Source organism: Pseudoalteromonas sp. S3431 (genome assembly GCF_000690035.1).
GTDB lineage: Bacteria > Pseudomonadota > Gammaproteobacteria > Enterobacterales > Alteromonadaceae > Pseudoalteromonas > Pseudoalteromonas fuliginea.
On sequence record NZ_JJNY01000109.1, the window covers coordinates 15,233 to 35,009 of the forward strand.

A 19,777-nucleotide genomic window follows, 5' to 3' on the forward strand; every position below is an offset into this window, starting at 1 on the left:
CCTTAGTGCTAGGGGAAGTATTGCGCGGTGTATCACCTTATGCCGAGTTAGAACTCGGCATAAGGTACAATTGGAGTGCCAGGAAATTCAAGAGTGCCATATACAGGGTTGAAGTAGTATCGCATATACAATTGGCCAAAGTTAGGCTCGTAAAAGTCTGAACGATCTATTGCCAGGTAACCACCAAAAAACCAGTGTGGCGTTATTCTATATTCAAAGCTGCCCTCTAGGTTATAAGAGATACTTGAACTTGTGTCGCCCTCAAACGCTGGATTTGCTCCTGTTTCAAGCTGACGAATAAACGCTTCTGCTTGTAAGTCTGGATCGTTAGGGAAAAAGTCAATTGCTTGGGTTTTAGTTTGTGAATATGAAACGCCCGTTTTCAAACGATAAACAAAATCATTGCCCCAACGTGCGTCATAACTAAGCGGTACTGATAAACCAACATAATTTTGTGGACTATAGTAACCACCATGCCCCCAAGTTTCTTCACTTAAATTATATTGGTATGCCCAATGTAATAAGCTTGCTCCTACAGTGAATTCGCGTTCTTGATTGCTAATTACGCGATAATAACTGCCACCCATAATACGATATCGCTGATTGTCTTTTACATTTTGGCCCTTATATGAGGTAAAGTCAGCACTAGACCAAAATCCCCAATTACCACCTAAATCGTGTGATATATTTGCAGTAAGGCCTGTAGAACGTACGCCGCCCCATATTTTACCGGTGTTTATATCTTCAAGACCCGCATAAGAAAGTACTGAGCTGGTAACAGGACGCTTCTCTAATTCAAGGCTGTATCCAAAGTCGCCAATATCATCGGCGTAATTTACGCCCCAGACAATATCCTCAATTAAAAACCCTAAAGGGGTTGTACCTATATCTAAACGCCAGTTTTCATTCTGCCAGCCTAATCCAATATCTACGCCGCTTTCTTTCGGGCTTACTTCATCAAGAGAACACGTAAATATACATAAAGCACCTTGGCCATAACGGCTTCCCGCAAATTGCTCATCAAAACGTGTTGTTTGCGCACTAATTGTTGTCGGGTCTATTTTTACAAAGCCTTGACCTTGCCAAAGTGGGAAATAGGCTTCAATAGGCACTAAACCAGCCCCAAGGGTTGCTTCACTTTCAGTGCTTGTCTGGCCACTAAAGTTAACACCAATAGCGATGTAAGCTTGGTTTTTGTTTTGTTCATTAATAAGCTCACGCTTTGCGCCGTTTATATACCACTCATCGCTTTCATTTATTAGCGAAAGCGAGTTATAAAGCTCTTTTTCAGTTAATGTGCGGTTAGGCGAGAGTGTTTGTGTGTACCAAAGTTGAGCTTGTTCTGTTTCATTGAAATTGCTGGCCACTTGGGCGCCCAAATAACGTAACTCTGTATCATTTGGCGATTTAGTAATGAGTTCTGTAGCTAAACCAAGTGCGTCACCTGAGTAGTTAAAATCATTAAGAGATGCCATAATTTGACGTTGTAAATAGCTTTCCTGTGATGAAGTTTGCGTTATAGCTTGTTGTGTTACTTCTTTGGCTTGAAAATCATCACCTTGCTCTCTGTACGCTTTAGCAATCGCTAGTAAAGCTTGTGGCTCAATAATTTGCTTATTTTGTACTTTTTGCTGATATAAGATAATCGCTGCTTGGCGTTGTTCAAGCGCTAAATTTGCGTTAATTAATGCTGTGGTTATTGCTGCGTTATTTTTATATTTTTGGTCTAGTTGATTTAGTTTCGCAATTAAATCGCTGCCGCTGTAATACTGGTTAATATAGTTGTTTTGTAACTGTACATATTGATTAACATCATTTTTAGATGCATTTTCTGAAAGAGCATAACTGGTGAACCATTGTTTAGTTTGTTGCTCATTTCCTTGTTCTAATAGCCATTCGCCATAAAGCATATGCCAATAAGCAGAAAGTGTAGGTTGTGCCGTTAATGCTTTATTTATAAGTTTAACAGCGTATAGCTTTTCATTAATTCGATACCAATTACGTGCTAATTCGGCTTGCATTACGGGAGTTAAGTTTTGTGCTTCTAAGGCGCTTAAATGATAGATGGCCGTTGCTTTATTTTTAGCATCAAGATGGCGCTCGCTTTGAGTTAAAGATTCGTTAAGTTGTAGCTGTTGTTCTAGCGTAACAATATCTGCATTTCTGGCTCTAAAGGGAATATATTGCAAGGTTGCAATAGCGCCTTGGTAGTCATCAATAGATCGTAGAAAAAGCGCGTGGCTATAGCGCAGCTGAGGGTTTAAAGGGAACTGCCACAATACGTTATTAAACAACGTACGAGCTTTATCAGTAAGCCCTTTTTGTTGGTATATAAAAGCTAAGTCGTAATATAGCCAAGATTGCTCTGGTGCAATATCTATTGCCTCACGCAACACTTTTTCAGCCTGCTCTAAATCACCTGCTTGCGCTAGGGTATTTGCTTTTGCTCGATATTGGCTACTAAGCGATATTGAATAGGATTGCTTAATTTGCTCCTTTTGAGCAAATGTTAAACGGCTATAAAAAGACGTTAAAGCTTGTTCACTTTGTTCAAGTTCAGCTATTTCAAGCAAACCTAATAAGGCGCTGTTATTGAGAGGGGCATTCTTTAAAACAATTTGATAGGTTCGTGCTGCTTGAGAGTATTGCCCTTGAGCAAATTGTAACAAGCCTCTGTTATATAAAACTGCATTAGGGTTTTGCTCCAATGCATCAGCTAAGTCTAATTTTAGCTTTGCTATTTTAAATTCATTCTTATTAATTGCATCTTTGGCTTGGCGTATATAAAGCCAAAACTTTGCTGTTTTAGCTAATCCTTTTAAGGTTTCTCTTTGTGCAAAATCGGCGGTGTGCTGTTGCGCTCGTGTAAAGTACTCATAGGATTTTTGATTGTCACCTAAGCGTAAATAAAGAATACCCAGACTTCGCATTATTGCACCGTCTTGAGGTCGCCCACTTATCGCTTTTAACAGTAACGGTTCAGCCGCTTTTAATTTGTTTTTTTCAAGGAGTTTATCGCCTCTAACCCAGAGCTGATAGGCTGGATCTGCAATTAAGGTTTGACGTGCTGTTAAATCTTTTTTGAAATCCTGATACTGTAACTCACCTTTAGTACTAAACGGGTAAAGCATAAAGTAGGTTTGAAACTCTTTATCAGTGGCACCACTAATTGGCATGTTTGCTAGCGAACCGAGCCAAATCTCTTCTACTTCATTACTAAAGCTAGAAGTTGAGCCGTATTTACTTAGAATACGAATAGCGTGCTTGTCACTTGGGTTACGTCTGAGTAAATGCCTCGCGTAAGCAATCTCAACTTGGCCTATATTAGAGTAACTTTGCAATAATGTTTCGTAACCATTTTTAACACTTTGCCATTGAGAGCTGTCTTGTGCGTACCAGCTTAAATGTTCTAGTTCATAATTGAGTGTTGGGTATACATTATTAAATATTTTATTATAAATTTGACGTGCAGGTTCGTACCGACCTGCGCGAGCTAGTAATTTAGCTTCTTGAATAGCCGATTTATCTTTGCCTTCAATTCGAGACATGACTTTGAGTTTTTCAATGCAAGGGGGTTGCTTAACAAGTCCGTTATTTAATTTGCTTAGTAATTGATTTGCTCCATCTAAATCACCGTTAACAAAGTTGTAATGCGCTTGAGCACACTGTGTTTCTATGCGGGTTGGAGCAATCGCGACCAGCTTTTTCAAGCTATCTTCAATAAGCCTTTTATTTTTTTGTGCTTCACCAATATTTATTTGGCTTAGTAACCACTCAACAGATCGCGTATCAATATCATTTACTGTTTTTGCGTTTAGCATTGGGCTCAGTATTAATACGCAGAGTAGGGCAACCTTTAGCTGCATTCAGTACTCCATTTAGGTTGTAATGTTCCATCCGCTGTAATTGCAAAACGTTTATTTAAAGTACTTGTACCAAATAAATTTAATACACTGTCGTAGTAACGAGTTTGAGTGAATGACTTATCAACCATTAATTTTTGCTGAATTGTCATCGCTAAGGAATCATCGTCTTGTATTGCAAGTAAAGGTAGTAAAGCTGCATTAAAGCCTAATGGGCCTCTTTTTTCTGATTTACCTGATTTCGAAAACGTATTTAATGGCACATAACCACGGTCATTAATTGTTTTTAAAAATGGATTAAATTGTGCTAACAATTCTTTTTTATAAGGTGCATCGTTTGCCATCATACTGGCCCATAAATAAACCCTAATAGCGTTGTAGCTTCCTACGTCACTTGTTTTTTTATCGTAATAAAAACCATTATTAGTGTCGTACATTACCCAGTCAGGGCTAACACCTTGTTTGGCCGTATCTAGAATTAACTTTGCTGAGCTTTCATGTAGTTGTTCCCAAGGAGAATGAGGATATAGTTTTTTAAATTGTTGATATATAAATAAAGGTGAGTAACTAGGGTTTAATTTATATTGTTCGTCTTTAAAGTCAAAGCCAGCTGGGGCCGGTAGTAATGACAAACCAAGACCGGAAATATAGGCTGTTTCTTCTCGTATTATACGCTGAGCTAGCACGGCCGCTAATATACTATAACGACGGTCATCCCAGAGAATAGCAGCTTGTGATAAGCTATAAGCTATCCATAAATCAGAGTCAGAGGCAGGGTTTGAATCTAAAATTGCTCCTGCATTTTTTTCATTTATACCCCATTGCCATGCTGGTAAACGCGTACTTAAATCACCTTCGGATAAATGATTTTCGGTCCAATCAAGTACTAAATCAAACATTGCTTTATCGTTTGCTATTACAGCAAAAAATAACGCGTAAGACTGACCTTCAGATGTTGTAATACTCTGCTTACTACCTAAATCAATAACACGACCATCTGGGCTTATAAAGTGGCTTTTAAATACTTGCCATGCTTGCCACGGTTGACACTGTTCTATCTGTGCTTTCGTATTAAAAGCAAATAATGCCACAGCAATGCAGATTACCTTTATAAGTGACTTCATTATTTATCTCCTTCAGCTAAACGCTTGTATGTAAGTGCTTGTAATAATCGCCATAGAATAAATGAGATCATCAGTAGCGTTAAAATAGATAATAACGCTAATATAAATGGGTGATCTGATAAGTGAAACCAAATTAAGGTATGAACAGGGATCTGACCAACAAAATACTGTTTATCTGTTTTAATTGTTTCGATCCCTTGTGTTGTAATTATTGTTGCACTGCCCTTAATTTGTTCTCGACTTTGCGAGTTCATCAGTGCGTTATCTAATAGGCCAAACGCTTCATTTGTTGTTGCCGTTAACGATACTATAGAACGTTGCGAGCTAAAGGGGGACTGATAGCCTGTAATCACCGCCATATTGCCGCTACTCTTTACGTTTATTTGTATTTTTTCAGCTTTATTATCGTCATAAGCACCGTTATAAATAGCGAGTTTAATTGCACGTTGATTGTTGTTAAGCAAAATGTTTTTTGGTTCATCTTCTTTTAGCTTGTCACTGCGCGTACTTGGTTTGGTTATAAACAGTATGTCTTTATCGTTGTAGTTTATATCATCACTTAAATATTTTACTGTTAAACGGTGACCAGGGTAGCCTGTTATAGCGCCAAAATGACCGGTTAAATTAAAGAGCATTGAAAGTGCTTTAGGTGTTGGGTTTTCATTCAAAATAACTAATGTTTGTTGTAAATCGGCGTATTTTGTAAACGGGAATCCACTATTAGCAAATACATTTAAATCTGGTAGTGCGATATAGTGATTAAAATTACTTACATCAATATGAGAGTTACCGTCTATAACACCATATTCGCCGCCAAGAGGAGCTCCAGTACATGTTGCATTTTTTAGTACGTCAAATCGAAAATCAAAATTAAGCTCATTACGTTTAGCCAAGCTAATACCATTAAGCGAAAAGTTTTCAGTACTTTGAGTTGAATCTGTATTAGCAATTAACGGTAACAGTGTTTTTGTTGTACTTACAGTAGAGTCATTTTTTTCTAATAAAAAGCCACTAATAAACTCTTGGTTTATCAGCATATTCAGCCTAGAACTTAGTGTGTCATCTTCTGGCGTATTACGATATTGCAACGTTATCGGGATCCCTTTTTCACGCCACGTAAATAAATCAGGCGCAAAGCGAATATTCAACTTAACAGGACCGCTATTGAGCCCTGTAGTTTGTAACTGAGTTGGGTAGTCAATTAACTCATCAAAATGTACAGGGCGATCGCTTCTCAGCCATCGAGGTGCATCGTAAGCTTTGCGAAGTGGAATCTTATTCATGCCTTCAATACTTACACTTCGGCCAGTCATTACTTTATGGCCAAACACTAAACCGTTTACTGCGGTTTTTAAATCTTTTTCATCACGTCCTAATATAAGGAGTATTTTTTTATAACGGTGTATTGGATTGGAAATAATCTCGATTGTTGGTTTTTCTACATCAGGGTAGTCGGCTAAAAAAGCAGGTTTAGATGCGTTTGTAATAAATACAACACTGTGTTGATTAGGTGATTGATTAAGTACAACAGGGAAGTTAGCGCCACGCCAATCAGCTTGAGCACCAAACCAGCTCGAAAGTGTTGCAGCGGCTTCTATTGCTTCTTTATTTGGTGTGCCGGAAAAAATAAACGGAAGAGTTAGTTTACTGTAATCTTTGCTATCAAAAAATGGTTCAGGTAAATACTCAATTTTACTATCAATAGCCAGTGAAGTTTGGTCGAGAGTTATATTACTTGATTTGTTTATTTCTACCCAAATAGCACGGCTAAAATAGTCTTGACATGACGTACTATAATAACCAACAAGCTCAAAGCGAATTTGATTGAAGTCTTGAATGTATTTTGCGTTGAGCGCTATATTATGTTCAGCGGTATTTTTAATAATATTTGAAGGTTCATTTATAGGTAAAACTGTCACCAAATTTTCATTAAAATACACTTTTAAATGCGATACGTTGGCAATTAATGAAGGGGAGTTTGTGTATGAGAAATTCAACATCAAATTTTTACTCAACTTATCAATGCGATTAGTGAAGTCGACATTTGAATCGTTATTTATAGCGTCTAGCTTATAATTATTAAAACCGAGAGCTTCAAAATCAAGACGTAAGCTAGTAACTTGAGCACTCTCAGGGTAGCCATTGTTGAATATGGTCTTATCACTCATGGGCTCAATAGCATTAGCTTGCCAAGCAATGTTCATGAGTAAAAATATAACGAGTGTACTAAGTAGCTTATTAATCATAATTATTTTGCACTATAGGTTTTTTTGGAATGAATGAGTTTATATACATAACTAAACGAGTTAACAGTTTAATAGTCGGTTGTAATGGCCTAGGCGCATGAAATAGTAAATTACTAAAGCCTCTTAAACTAGTCTTTTGTACTTCTTTGAAGCTGTATGACGGGCGATCATGCCTAAAGTTATTTTGCCAATCAAGCCAAGCATCTGCTCTAGAAAAAGTACACTGTATAAATGCACGTTGTTTTTCGAGCGACAAATCTTTAAGTGTCAGACCTATCTGTTTATTACGGGTATTACACACATGAGTTGTAAACGAAAATTGTTTGTCTCCTCGACTCATTAACAACTCAATTTTATCGTTTACTCTACATAGGTGGGCATGCTCTGTCTCAATACCGACACCATTATCTGAGTAATCAGTGATTCTAACTTTTAATGTGTGCCCATTCGCTAAGCGAATACCCGCTGGAAAGTTGGCTTTTATTCGGTGTGAGTGCCTTACTTGACGCGCTTCTGCTGCAACAGCAACAGCGGCTCCTAGAATAATCATGTTGTAGAGCGCCCAGCCCATACTAATCACTAACACACCTATTTGAGAAGGGTCACCAAAGATCAAACGCAGTACCCCAAACACGATGCCCAGAAGGTTAATTGCTAATAGTATGAGATAGGGTTTCGAAATTCCCCAGTCGTAATGCTCTTCATCATTTAGCCCACCTTTTTCTGTTACATTAAACTTACCTTTATTAGGATTAAATAAGGCAACAGTGGTTGGTTTCAATATGTACCAAGCCAACACCGACTCATACACTTCGCCCCAAAATGAGTACCTGTATTTACCTTGAATACGTGAATTAGTCGCTTTAATTTGAATAAGCGTAGGTACTACATAAATAAAAATAGCTAAAAAAGGCGCATAAATAATATAGGCATTAAAGTAGATCAGTGCTAAAGGGGCTGTTAAAAATACAATACGAGGTATTCCCGATAAAAAATGTAACATTGCGTTTATATAGCACAAGCGTTGAGGAATACTTAACCCTTTGCCCATTAAAGGGTTATCAAGTCTGAAAATTTGCGCCATACCGCGTGCCCAACGAATTCGTTGCCCAATATGCGCCGATAAACTATCCGTAGCGAGTCCTGCGGCTTGTGGAATGTTGATATAAGCTGTTTTATAGCCTGCGCGTTGCATGCGCAGTGCTGTGTGAGCATCTTCGGTTACAGTTTCAAATGCAAAACCACCAATATTATCCAGCGCTTCTCGTTTTAATACCGCACAAGAACCACAAAAGAAAGTCGCATCCCACATGTCGTTACCGTCTTGAATAAGCCCGTAAAATAACATGTTTTCATTTGGGATTTGGCTGTGATTGTTAAGGTTTCTTTCAAATGGATCAGCAGAGAAAAAATGATGTGGTGTTTGCACTAAACAGACTTTACTGTCTTTTAAAAATTGGCCCATGGTTGTTTGCAAAAAAGAACGCGCAGGAACATGGTCACAGTCAAATATAGCAATGTACTCACCGTGGGTATAGCGCATAGCGCTGTTCATATTGCCAGCTTTTGCATGATTGTTATCCGGACGCGTTAAATACCCTACGCCAACTTCTTTTGCAAAATCAGCAAATTCAGGACGTTTACCATCATCGAGAATATACACATTTAACTTGTCCTCAGGCCAATCGATACTTAGCGCTGCTAATGTAGTTGGTTTTACAACACTCAATGGCTCATTGTAAGTTGGGATATACACATCAACCGTAGGCCATAAGTCAGTGTTTCTAGGTAATGGTATGGGCTTGCGTTCGAGAGGATTAATAGTTTGGAAAAAACCAAGTATTAAAACAAGCCAAGCATATGTTTCAGCAAGTAGTAGTCCGGCTCCTAAGGCTAAAGCAAGAGGATCATCCCAATTTAGTGTTTCAGTGTAACGCCACCATAAGTAACGTGAGGACGTTGTTACCGATAAGGTGATCATTACAATCGTTGCCATTTGGCCTTTTATTCGCTTAAGTGAATAGGCGACTAATAAAATGAAGCTTATAAAAATGGCTTGCGCTTCTAGACTGAAAGGAATAGTGATAAAAATCGTTAATAAAAACAATATGAATGCAATCACAATGTATTTTACATATTTATTTTGCCAAACACGCGCATCGGCAATAGAATAAAAAGCACTTTGTTTAGGTTTTTTTTTGCTTTTTGACAGTATACGCCTTAGTAACTTACCTAATTTTAAATCAAACCACCTAAACTGCCTAAAGAGACGATTCACTGAGTCATAGAAATGGTGTGATATTTTTTCTTTCGTCGCTCTTTTTTTTGTCGTTTTTTTAACGAACGTCAAAAAAACGCTTTGTAAAATAAAGCGTATTGAATTTGAATAAGGATGGTTTCTATACGGTTGTCTTAAATGCGGATAATTCACGCTTATCGATTCACGAATATTACGCTTATGAACGCTAATTTTTACAAATAGAGAACTTACTATAATCAGAAATGGCATCAGCAATGCTTCAATCGCATTCATTCTGTGTTGATTGAAGTAGCCGTGAAACTTAAACAGAATCAAACGGACTAATTTTTCGCTAAACAATAAACTCAGCACCAGTCGAAAGGTGTTTTGAAAAGGGTGTTTATGAAGTGCCTTAAATGAGATCATAATGCTGTTTTACTTACCAACCAGCCAGCCAGCGTTTCGAAATCGTCGTTAGCAATGCTATAAGGTGCACAGTTTAGTGCCACATTACGATAAGCCGTTGACTCTTTAATCACTTCGTCACTATTTATAAAAAAAGGTGCCATAAGTGGGAGTGTTGACTGCCAAAGTGAGAATAAATCGAATTCTAATTCAGAGGATGAATTGTATCGGTTAACTAAAAAAAAGTGATGCCACGAATTTTCTGTCTTTTTTAGTTTTTGCAAACGTCTATAAATAAGACTGTGGCATACCGCATCGCAATTGACTAACTCAATGACAATATCGTCTTCATGTAAGGTGTAGTTACTGATATCTATATGACTAGGACAATCGAAGAGTACCCAAGCGTTTTGAATGTTGTCCAGTTTATTGCAATTATCAATCAGTTCGTTTAATGCGGTATTAGAAGGTGTTTTTTCGCCATGAGGTAAAAAAATGATGCCGTCACTATCTTGGTAAAAACATGTCAGGATATCGTTGAAATTTTCAGCGTCGCTCCAGCCTTGTGTGTTTTTCCAAGGCAAACCAAAATGCAGCCCTAAATCACTTTTTGGGTCTAAATCAACCGCAATTACGTGTACATCGGATTTTTTCAGCACGCAGGCAAGATTAGCCACAATTGCGGTACAACCTGTACCACCTTTTATACCTTTTAAAAAAATTCTTTGCACGTGATGGGGTTACCTATAGTTTCAACGGCTAGTAATAGACGCAAGTTCGTTATCAATTTCTTTTAATAACGCATATTTATTTATAGTTTGCATGTTTTTTTGCGTATTCACTATTTCAATGTAATCTTCACTTTTACCGCCAAAGCGATGAGCTAAGTTTGCTATATCGTTAGATGTGAGTGTTTGAGGGTTTTTTGAAATTAAGTTTTGCATTACTACCTGTATCAGTATGTTTTATTTTATAATATATGGACATTATTTGACTATTATATATAGAATAGCGGCTAAAACTAGTAAAAAAGTATTTTTTTGAAAGGTGTTTTGTGTGCATAAGTTTAACATTTTGGGATTAGACCCCGCAGCTGAAGAAATAAAACCTGCTGCAATTTATGCTGTTTTAGCGCCTTTAGACAATTTTTCTATTGAGTTTATATTGCATTCAATAAGCCCCAATGATGTGAAAGAAAATATTTTTATAGTCTCTTCTCAGATAGAGTCATTCTTTGAATCTTCTTGTTCGAATTTATTACTTGATGCTAGTGAGCAAGGCCGAGTACATTCTTTTTCATTTACAAAAGAAATTAGTGAGTGGAATGCAAAACGCATAAATAAAGGGATTATTAAAGAGTTAAGTGCGTATGAAAATATAAAAAATGCTCTAATCGTTGTTCATTTTAGTACTCAGCAATTACGTGATACCACTGAACAGCAATTTGAAACGCTTATTGAGCAATATAAATCATTTTTAATTGATACAAATACTAGTCTTCTATTTTTAATCTCAGGTCCTGAAGTTGCTAATTATCGATTTTTAGTAAGGCGCTTAAATCAACTCTTTAGCGGCGTTGTGTTTGTCGATAATGATTCGGCTGCACGAGTACTTGAGTTCGACTATTGGAGACACAGCACAGGGGTGTTATCAAATACTCACTATCAGTTAATTTTGCAAAATGATCGGTTAGTTGTAGAAGAAGGGAAAATAGAAACCCAAACACTTAGCAATAAACATTTTAATGATGAAGATGTTGTGTGGTTAGTACAAAACTCAGTACCAGATGGCACAAAGCTGCCTGCAAATTATCATGTTGTAAAAAGTAACAGCGATTTATTTGAAAAAGGTCCTCAGCTTGAAGCCGCAACATTAGTATTTTCGGTTACACGCTATACCGACTTATCTGAGTTGGGTAAACAATGTTTTGAATTGAGAAAAAATTGTGGTCGTTGGTTAAAACTCGTGATTCAAAATGTAGATGGGATTATCAGGCACCAAGACGAGTGCTTATTTTTAACGCTGGGTGTTAATCTTATTTTGTATAGCTTTTCCGAACCTTCTCGGTTGTTATCGCAAATTCAGTCGATCCAAGGCTTTCAATTTTCTCGACCATTGCCTCCATCTGTTGAGCATGTATTACGATATACTGAAAACACGTTTTCAAAAGGTTACTTACCATTTATTGATTTTACTCGCCAAGTTGAAGTGCACAGTGACTCGGCGGTTAATTTAGGTGTCAGTGGGGTACTGGTTGTACTTGAGTTATTACCAAGAATAGATCCTATTCACCCACTTCATCTATTTCACATAAAACGTGAAGGTGATGTATTTAGTGTTGCTGAAAACAAAGTTTACTTGTATCTACATGCTTGTAGAGAAAATGATGTAATGAATGCGATTAAACATTTATTCAAATTAGAAACCAGTGATTTTTTTGCTCAACAGAGCATTATTTCGGACCACTTCTATATTCAGCAAGAATGTAAACAATTACGCCGATATTATAGAGATAAAGATGTGAGTGATTTTACAAATCAACTAAAAGAAAATGACAGTTACAAGTTCGATCCTGCTTTAGCAAAAAATCCCAGTATTGATATTGCTACGCCTGAATTTTTCACTCAGGAACGCCCTGATGCAAAAGCTTTTACAATGAAAGTTAAAGAGCTGTGATATGAGTATTAATCAACTTTTAATTACAGCATTAATCTCGGGGTTATTTGGTGTTTTATTGTGCCTAATTGGCTCTTACATAGTATCTAAATTAAAAAAGTATTATTACAAAATGACATTTAAGCACGAAGTGCTAGAACCCTATACACCTAAAAATAAGGAACGTAAGTGAAATTGTCTGGTCTAGGGGTTTGGAATCTCTATTTTTTAGTTAAATTTGCCCTGTATTATTACGGCGTAATCGATTTTAGTTTTTTGAGCAATGCTGCGTTGGCCGCTTTGTTAGTAATACAATTTAAAAATGCGCGAGTTGAGAAGGTTAAATACATTATAGCTGTGATTATAGCTGTGATTTTACTGTATAAAGATTCGTGGTTACCTCCCATTAATCGTTTAATTAAACAGGCTGGTAACGTTCAAGATTTTAGCTTTGATTATTTTATCGAACTAGTTGGGCGGGTAGTTAATGTCGATATGCTACTCGGCTTATTCATTATTGTTGTTTTATTTTGGTACAGCTCTCAATGGATTCGGTTTACTACAGTGACTATTATTGGCTTGGCGTTTATTGGCTGGCAAGGTCAAAGTAACTCATTAGATATTAATGAAAGCCCTACAGTGGTTAATAACAGTAGTATTGCAACTCAAAGTAAGGCGCCTGTTGTAACAACCCAATACCAATCGCCCGACCAAAAGCTTAGTGATTTTTATCAACAACAAAGCTTATTAACAAGTCACTTTCCAAAGGAATATAATGGCGAGTTGTTTGACGTTATTATTTTAAATATTTGTTCTATGGCAGTTGCTGACTTAAATTTTTTAGGTATTAGCGTTACAGACATGTATAAAGATTTTGATGTGGTGTTTCCTGATTTCAACTCAGCCACATCATATAGTGGTCCAGCAGCCATTCGATTATTAAGAGCAAGCTGTGGACAAACAAACCAAGCGTCTTTGTTCAAGGATGCGCCAGAACAGTGTTATTTATTTAAGAACTTAGAAAAACTAGGCTATCAAAACAACGTAGTGATGAATCACGATGGGCATTTTGATGAATTTAAAGGCCTGATAAATAGATATGGTGGCTTAGACAGCAAGCCATTTAATATTGATTCTATGCCTATTGCTCAGTATGGGTTTGATAATAGCCCTATTTATTCAGATGGTGCGGTTCTAAACGGCTGGCTTGACCAACAAGCTAAAGACTGTAAGCCTTGTGCAATGTACTACAATACCACGAGTTTACACGATGGTAATCAACTTGCTAATAGAGCCCGCATGAATAGCCAGCAGAGTTATCCTCTTAGGCATGCAAACTTATTTTCTGATATTAATGGCTTTATTAAAAACCTAGAAAAACGTGGTAGAAATGTAATGCTGATGGTAGTACCTGAGCATGGTGCTGCACTAGAAGGAGACAAAGTACAATTTGCTGGTTTGCGAGAAATACCAAGCCCAGCTATTGTATCAGTTCCAGTTGCAATTAAATTTATTGGCCCTGATGTGCAAAACTATTCCCAAATTGTAATTGATGATTCAATCAGTTATTTTTCATTGTCAGAATTAGTGAGTAAAACATTGAAAACTAATGTTTTTGGTGGGAAAAATAGTATAGCAAATTTGTTAGATAATTTACCGAAAGCTCCAAAAGTTGCTGAAAATGCAGATACTATAATGATGTATGTTAATCAACGACCATACATACAATTAGATGGCGGTGATTGGTCTGAATACCCACAAGGTGATTAATTTTTATTAAGAACTGCAATAGCAGTAGTGGCATATTTCATGGAGTAAATATGTTATTGCTGTTATTGCGTGAATAAATCCATGTATCTACTCATTTATTATAAACACTAGTATTGTCCAAAAATGTTTACAATAAACTACCTTCTCATAGCCACTTAGCGTATTATTCAATTAATATAGTTTTCCTTCCTTAGAGGATGTATGCGTTTAGATATTCATTGTGCTGACAGAATCGGTATCGCCCAAGAAATTCTCAATATTTTAGTTAATTACAGTGTTGATCTAAAAGGAATAGAGGTTGATTCAGTTAATTGTCGTATGTATGTAAGTTTCCCTGAAATTGAGTTTGAACAGTTCCAGAAAATAATGCCATCAATTCGTTTAATTGATGGTGTTCATGATGTACGTACAACCGCTTTTTTACCCTCTGAGCGTGAGCATAATGAGCTAAACACATTGCTTCGAGCATTGCCCGATGGTGTTATTTCTATTGATGCCAAGGGTTGGGTACGCTTATGTAACGATGCGGCTTGTAAAGACTTACAATTGAGCGAAAAAGAGGTTATTGGTGCAAATATCAATAATTTGTTGAAAGGCTTTAATTTTACTCGCTGGTTAGAAAGTAAAGAAGTATTAGGGCAAACCACCAGAGTGGAAGTCGCTGGTGAAGACTTTATAGCCGATATTTTACCTATTGCTGTGCCGCAAGGTGGTGAAGGTGATGTACTTGCCGGTGCTGTTATTAATATAAAATCACAAAGCCGATTAGGTCAACAAGTTAGTGCATTTAGACGTTACGGACAAGAAAGCTTTGCAACTATTCATAACTTTAGTACTGCTATGCGTCGTGTTGTTCGCGAAGCGCGTAAAATGTCTCAGTTAGAAGCACCAATACTAATTACGGGTGAAACAGGAACCGGTAAAGAGCTATTAGCACGGGCGTGTCATTACGCATCTAATCGCTCAGTGAAGCCTTTTATTGCGCTGTCGTGTGCTTCACTTCCTGATGATGTTGCTGAATCTGAGTTATTTGGCTACGCAGGCTATGAAGAAAATGCAGCACCTAAACGCGGCGTACTTGAGCAAGCCGATGGTGGGACTGTGTTTTTAGATGAAGTGGGCGAAATGTCGACTCAACTGCAAACTAAGTTATTGCGCTTCTTACAAGATGGCACATTTAGGAAAGTGGGTGATGAGAACGAAGTTAAAGTTAATGTTCGTATAGTCGCAGCTACTCAAAAAGACTTACCTGCTATGGTGCAAGAGGGCGTGTTCAGAGAGGATTTATACTATCGAATCAACGTATTAACATTAGATATTGCACCACTTAGAGATCGCAAAGCCGATGTTGGGCCACTCGCAGAGCATTTTATTCAAAAATATGCACAGCAAAATGGTCACGCGGTGCCACTGTTATCTCAAGAGTGCTTAAGCTTTTTACAACAGTATCCTTGGCCTGGAAATGTACGCCAATTAGAAAATGCAATTTATCGTGCGGTATCTTTATTAGATGATAGTGAGTTACGAGTAGAGCATTTACAGTTACCTACGTTTACGCATGACTTAGGGTATTTAGAATCTGATTTTGAAGGTTCACTGGATCAAGCGGTAAAACGTTTTGAAGCAACATTATTACGCAAACTTTATCCAGCTTATCCAAGCTCACGACAGCTCGCTAAACGTTTAGGTCTTAGCCATACAGCAGTTGCAAATAAACTACGAGATTACGGTATTAACCGTAAAACAGTTAAAGTTTAAAATACGGCAATATTTAAAATAGGGCGCTAATTAATTTTTAGTGCCCATATTTTTTTTGACACCATCAATGGCAATCGTCTTTATACCATCTTCATCAAATTTCATAACAATACTGGCATTATTACGAGCAAAAAAGTAACTTCGGCCATCTAACTCAATAACATAATTCCCTTTCACTTGATCACTAAACTGTTGTTTTTTTAGAGTGATGGTGTGCTTGCCTATTGTCCAATCAAACGCTTCTATAAATCCATTATTAAATTCTTGAACCCATACTTGGCTGCCGTCTTTTGCAAGCGTGATGGCGACTGAGTAGGAACTAGGAATTTGATCCATTTCATAACTCTTTGAGCCAATAGTAAACTTCTTAAATTTTTGTTGCCAAGCAAAACCAAATTCAAACGATTTTTCTACCCCTGTAGAGTAAGTAATAGAGCCATTACCGGGGAAATTAAAATCGGCTAACGCGTGGTGGCTCACTGTTAAGAATATACTAGCAATAAGGATGTTTAATTTTGAATTCATAAGTAAATTTTTAGTTGTATTTATAACTTCAGATTAAAGCAGAATATTCGTCTTAGCAAGTGCCTGTGTTACACTCAGGTAAATTGAACTGGTAAGACCTTTGCTGTGAACTTATATATTCGACTTCTTTTATTATTTTTTAAAATTAAGCGTAATCATCAATATCAAGACTTACTTGATACAGTAGATATTGATTACAAAGCACTACCAACTGATTGCGATATAAATCTGCATTTAACAAACTCACGTTATTTAGCCATGATGGATTTGTCACGTACATGGATGACGGAACGAGTGGGTTTGCTTAAGCAAATTTTGAAACGCCGTTGGTTTCCTATTGTTAATGCTACCGCTATCACGTATATCCGTGATATTAAACCAATGCAACGCTACACTATTAGTACAAAACTAGTTGGTTGGGATCATAAGTATTTTTATATAGAACAAAAATTTCATTCAGCACGAGGCTTACATGCTATTGCTTATGTACGCGGTGTGTTTAAAAGTAAAAAAGGCATTGTAAGTATCGAAGAGATGCTTGAAGTCGCTAGTTTTAAAGGTAAAACACCGATACTACCGAGTGAAGTTATGCATTGGAAAGAAATGCTTGAACAGAAAAAAGCAAATAACTTACCCAAATGATTAGTTAATTAAAATAAAAAAGGCCTTTCGGCCTTTTGCACACACATGCATTAAAGCATTTTTAAAAATTATACCTAACCCCAAACATGGCGACTACTGGGTCCAGTTCAACGGTTGAAGTGAGAGCTTTTGCGCCATTAGCATATACTGTTGCATCAGTATCAATATCCATAATTGATACCATTGCATGTAAACCCCATTTTTCATCAATTTTATAATTAGCACCTACTTGTGCTACAAATCCAAATGAGTCGTCTAACTTTACTTCTACATCATTTGTACCAAGCGTTGTTTTAAGCGCTTGCGACGGTTGCTCATCAAAGAATGTTGTATAATTAACTCCAATACCCACAAATGGTCTTAATGCATAACTTGTATCTAAAAAGTGATACTGAGCAATAAGTGAAGGGGGGAGTTGTTTTATATTCGCGATTTTATTACCCGCTAGCCCACCAGTACCATTAACATCATGCGAAAATGGCGTTGCTGCAATAAGCTCTAGCACCCATTGGTCGTTAAATGCGTAGTCAAGCGTAATACCTAGTTGCGTATCAGAATCACCTTTTAGGCCTAAAGTCGGTGCTTCGTTAATTTTTGAGCTGCTGTTATCAGGGTTAATGTTAATAGCACCCACATTTACGCTAAAATTGGCGTGTGCAGCAGGAGAAAGTGCTAATAAAGAAGTCAGTAATGCAATACTAATAGTGGTTTTCATGTTGTTCTCCAAGAACTACTTTTTGATTGACGCTATTATTGCAGTTTTAAAATGTTCAAAACCTGTCCTAGATCAAAGTTTCAAAAATGTTTGAACGTTGTGAAGTGTTTTATTGATTTAGATTAATTTTGATGTTGATTAGCGACAGAGATACTTGACTCTTGATTTCTTAAATAGCTAAAAGCGCTGTTCTGAATGTGTTTAGTGCGTGCAAGTTCAGGTTTTTAGGTAGCAAAAGTTATAAATCCCCCTTAGCCAGAATCGAGAAAACGACGTCTCTTTTTTTCATGATTAGGCTCTGCCTTACCTGATTGCCACACAGTTTGCTGTAAATTTAACCTCAAAAGTTAAACCGCTCATAATAATAAAATATAAAAAATAGTCACAGCTGTGTATTAATACTGACATCGCTTAGTCATAAATTCAGGCTTTAATAATAACTCAATATTTTCGTGAGTCTCTTAACTAAAGTTAGGGCTAAGCAATAAAGGGCGTTTGATATGGCTATCACTATTTTTGATAAAGCAATCAGTGAAAGAGAGTTCCAACGCGACGTTGTTGCATATTTACAAACGCTTATTCGATTTGAATCTGTTACACCTAATCAGGCTGGAGCAATTGATTGGCTTACTAGAGAATTGAGTGACTTGGGATTACAGTGTGAGCATTTTAATGTAAACGGCGTGAGTAATTTAATCGCTTCAATTAGTTTTGGAACCGGACCATGCGTCGCCTTTTCAGGGCATATAGATGTAGTACCAGCAGCAACAGGGCAATGGTTAAGTCCACCTTTTGCAGGGAATATTGTATGTGATTCAGTGTATGGTCGAGGCGCTGCAGATATGAAAGGTGGTGTGGCTGCAATGCTTAGCGCAACAAATAATCTGATTAATAATAGCGAGAATAAGCAAGGAACATTGTATTGGCTTATTACATCTGATGAAGAAGGCGAGGCTGAATTTGGCTCTCAAGTAATCGTTAATAAACTGGCCGAGCAAGGTGTTGTACTTGATGGCTGTATTGTTGGAGAGCCAACCAGCCATATGTGCGTAGGTGACACTATCAAGAATGGGCGAAGAGGTGCACTCTCTGCACGCATTAAGGTAACAGGTAAGGCTGGGCACGTGGCTTATCCTGATAATACGATCAATGCAGCTTTTATAGCTGCTAAAATAGTTAATTACTTGAGTGAACAAACGTGGCAACTTGATGAACAAAGCTCAAAAACCACATTGCAAGTAACGGGTATTAATATTGATAACGTTATTGATAATCTTGTGCCAGCTTATTGTGAGGTTACTTTTAACGTGCGTTATAGTCATGCATATAGCAGCGAGGCGATTAAAGCGTTATTGACACAATCGCTTAGTGAGTTTGCCCATTACTTTACAATAGAGTGGGAGCGTCCGTGTGAGCCATATTATACAGCAGACACTCATGACTGGAGTTTACTTTCTCATGTTGAGCAGGCTATTTACAAGCAAACAGGCAGTTATCCACTGCTCAGTACCAGCGGTGGAACATCCGATGGGCGTTTTTTTGCAAATAACCACACTCAAGTTATAGAGTGCGGTGTGCGTAATAATACGATACATCAAGTAAACGAACATGTACCTATAAGTGATTTAGTAAAAATAGAAGAAATTTATAGCTCTTTGCTCGAGCAGGTTTTTTTAAATAGCTAGGGCGTGTTGATCTTTGTGGATTGAAATTTGTTCAATCTAGGGTCGATTAATCGCGGCGCGAGGTTTGTAACCTAGTGAGCTAAGTAAAAACCGAGCAACTAAGCGTTAACCCTCCCTAGAAAGAACCCCTTGGGCAGCGCATGTTTGGTA

13 protein-coding genes are annotated in these 19,777 nt (G+C 37.3%); 5 read left to right on the forward strand and 8 right to left on the reverse strand.

All coding sequences use genetic code 11. The features are described from left to right. Window positions 1–47 precede the first annotated feature (47 nt). Genes DO88_RS01030 through bcsR form a run of 6 tightly spaced genes read right to left on the reverse strand, consistent with a single transcriptional unit; the run spans window position 48 to window position 10,821 of the window. Window positions 48–3,866, reverse strand: a complete 3,819-nt coding sequence (locus DO88_RS01030; protein ID WP_033031532.1) for a cellulose synthase subunit BcsC-related outer membrane protein — start codon at window positions 3,864–3,866, stop codon at window positions 48–50. Further along, the gene (gene bcsZ / locus DO88_RS01025) at window positions 3,857–4,987 is read right to left on the reverse strand and encodes a cellulose synthase complex periplasmic endoglucanase BcsZ (protein ID WP_033031534.1); all 1,131 of its coding nucleotides are present in this window, start codon (window positions 4,985–4,987) and stop codon (window positions 3,857–3,859) included. Before bcsZ ends, DO88_RS01030 begins: the two co-directional genes overlap by 10 nt. Further along, entirely contained in the window at window positions 4,987–7,233 is a 2,247-nt protein-coding gene (bcsB, locus tag DO88_RS01020; RefSeq protein WP_033031536.1) for a cellulose biosynthesis cyclic di-GMP-binding regulatory protein BcsB, read from the reverse strand. The genes bcsZ and bcsB overlap by 1 nt, the downstream gene beginning before the upstream one ends. Then, complete coding sequence (bcsA, locus tag DO88_RS01015) at window positions 7,226–9,898, reverse strand: UDP-forming cellulose synthase catalytic subunit (protein ID WP_033031539.1); 2,673 nt, start codon at window positions 9,896–9,898, stop codon at window positions 7,226–7,228. Before bcsA ends, bcsB begins: the two co-directional genes overlap by 8 nt. Further along, window positions 9,895–10,608, reverse strand: a complete 714-nt coding sequence (gene bcsQ / locus DO88_RS01010; protein WP_033040970.1) for a cellulose biosynthesis protein BcsQ — start codon at window positions 10,606–10,608, stop codon at window positions 9,895–9,897. The genes bcsA and bcsQ overlap by 4 nt, the downstream gene beginning before the upstream one ends. Window positions 10,609–10,629: 21 nt before the next feature. Then, window positions 10,630–10,821: a BcsR/BcsP family cellulose biosynthesis protein gene (bcsR, locus tag DO88_RS01005; protein ID WP_007376902.1), complete on the reverse strand. Its 192-nt coding sequence runs from the start codon at window positions 10,819–10,821 to the stop codon at window positions 10,630–10,632. A 112-nt stretch (window positions 10,822–10,933) separates the two neighbouring features. Between bcsR and bcsE the strand changes: the two genes are divergently transcribed. The 3 genes from bcsE (at window position 10,934) to tyrR (ending at window position 16,060) form a co-directional block, all read left to right on the forward strand. Then, window positions 10,934–12,553, forward strand: coding sequence for a cellulose biosynthesis protein BcsE (gene bcsE, locus DO88_RS01000; RefSeq protein WP_033040973.1), 1,620 nt, complete (start codon window positions 10,934–10,936; stop codon window positions 12,551–12,553). Window positions 12,554–12,721: 168 nt separating this feature from the next. Further along, window positions 12,722–14,302 carry a cellulose biosynthesis protein BcsG gene (gene bcsG, locus DO88_RS00995; protein WP_033040975.1) on the forward strand — a complete coding sequence of 527 codons (1,581 nt, stop codon included), beginning with the start codon at window positions 12,722–12,724 and terminating at the stop codon, window positions 14,300–14,302. A 201-nt stretch (window positions 14,303–14,503) separates the two neighbouring features. After that, window positions 14,504–16,060 (forward strand): transcriptional regulator TyrR, encoded by a 1,557-nt coding sequence (gene tyrR, locus DO88_RS00990; protein ID WP_007376906.1) that lies wholly within the window; start codon window positions 14,504–14,506, stop codon window positions 16,058–16,060. A gap of 30 nt (window positions 16,061–16,090) precedes the next feature. Here the strand turns inward: tyrR and DO88_RS00985 are convergent, their stop codons facing one another. Then, window positions 16,091–16,585, reverse strand: coding sequence for a hypothetical protein (locus DO88_RS00985; protein ID WP_008134718.1), 495 nt, complete (start codon window positions 16,583–16,585; stop codon window positions 16,091–16,093). A gap of 105 nt (window positions 16,586–16,690) precedes the next feature. Between DO88_RS00985 and DO88_RS00980 the strand changes: the two genes are divergently transcribed. Next, complete coding sequence (locus DO88_RS00980) at window positions 16,691–17,227, forward strand: thioesterase family protein (protein WP_007376908.1); 537 nt, start codon at window positions 16,691–16,693, stop codon at window positions 17,225–17,227. A gap of 61 nt (window positions 17,228–17,288) precedes the next feature. Here DO88_RS00980 and DO88_RS00975 read toward each other — a convergent pair whose 3' ends face one another. Continuing rightward, window positions 17,289–17,942, reverse strand: a complete 654-nt coding sequence (locus tag DO88_RS00975) for an OmpW/AlkL family protein (RefSeq protein ID WP_007376909.1) — start codon at window positions 17,940–17,942, stop codon at window positions 17,289–17,291. Between the two features lie 500 nt (window positions 17,943–18,442). Between DO88_RS00975 and dapE the strand changes: the two genes are divergently transcribed. After that, a complete protein-coding gene (gene dapE, locus DO88_RS00970; protein WP_050482475.1) occupies window positions 18,443–19,627 on the forward strand; it encodes a succinyl-diaminopimelate desuccinylase in 1,185 nt (394 codons plus the stop codon). Window positions 19,628–19,777: the final 150 nt, after the last annotated feature.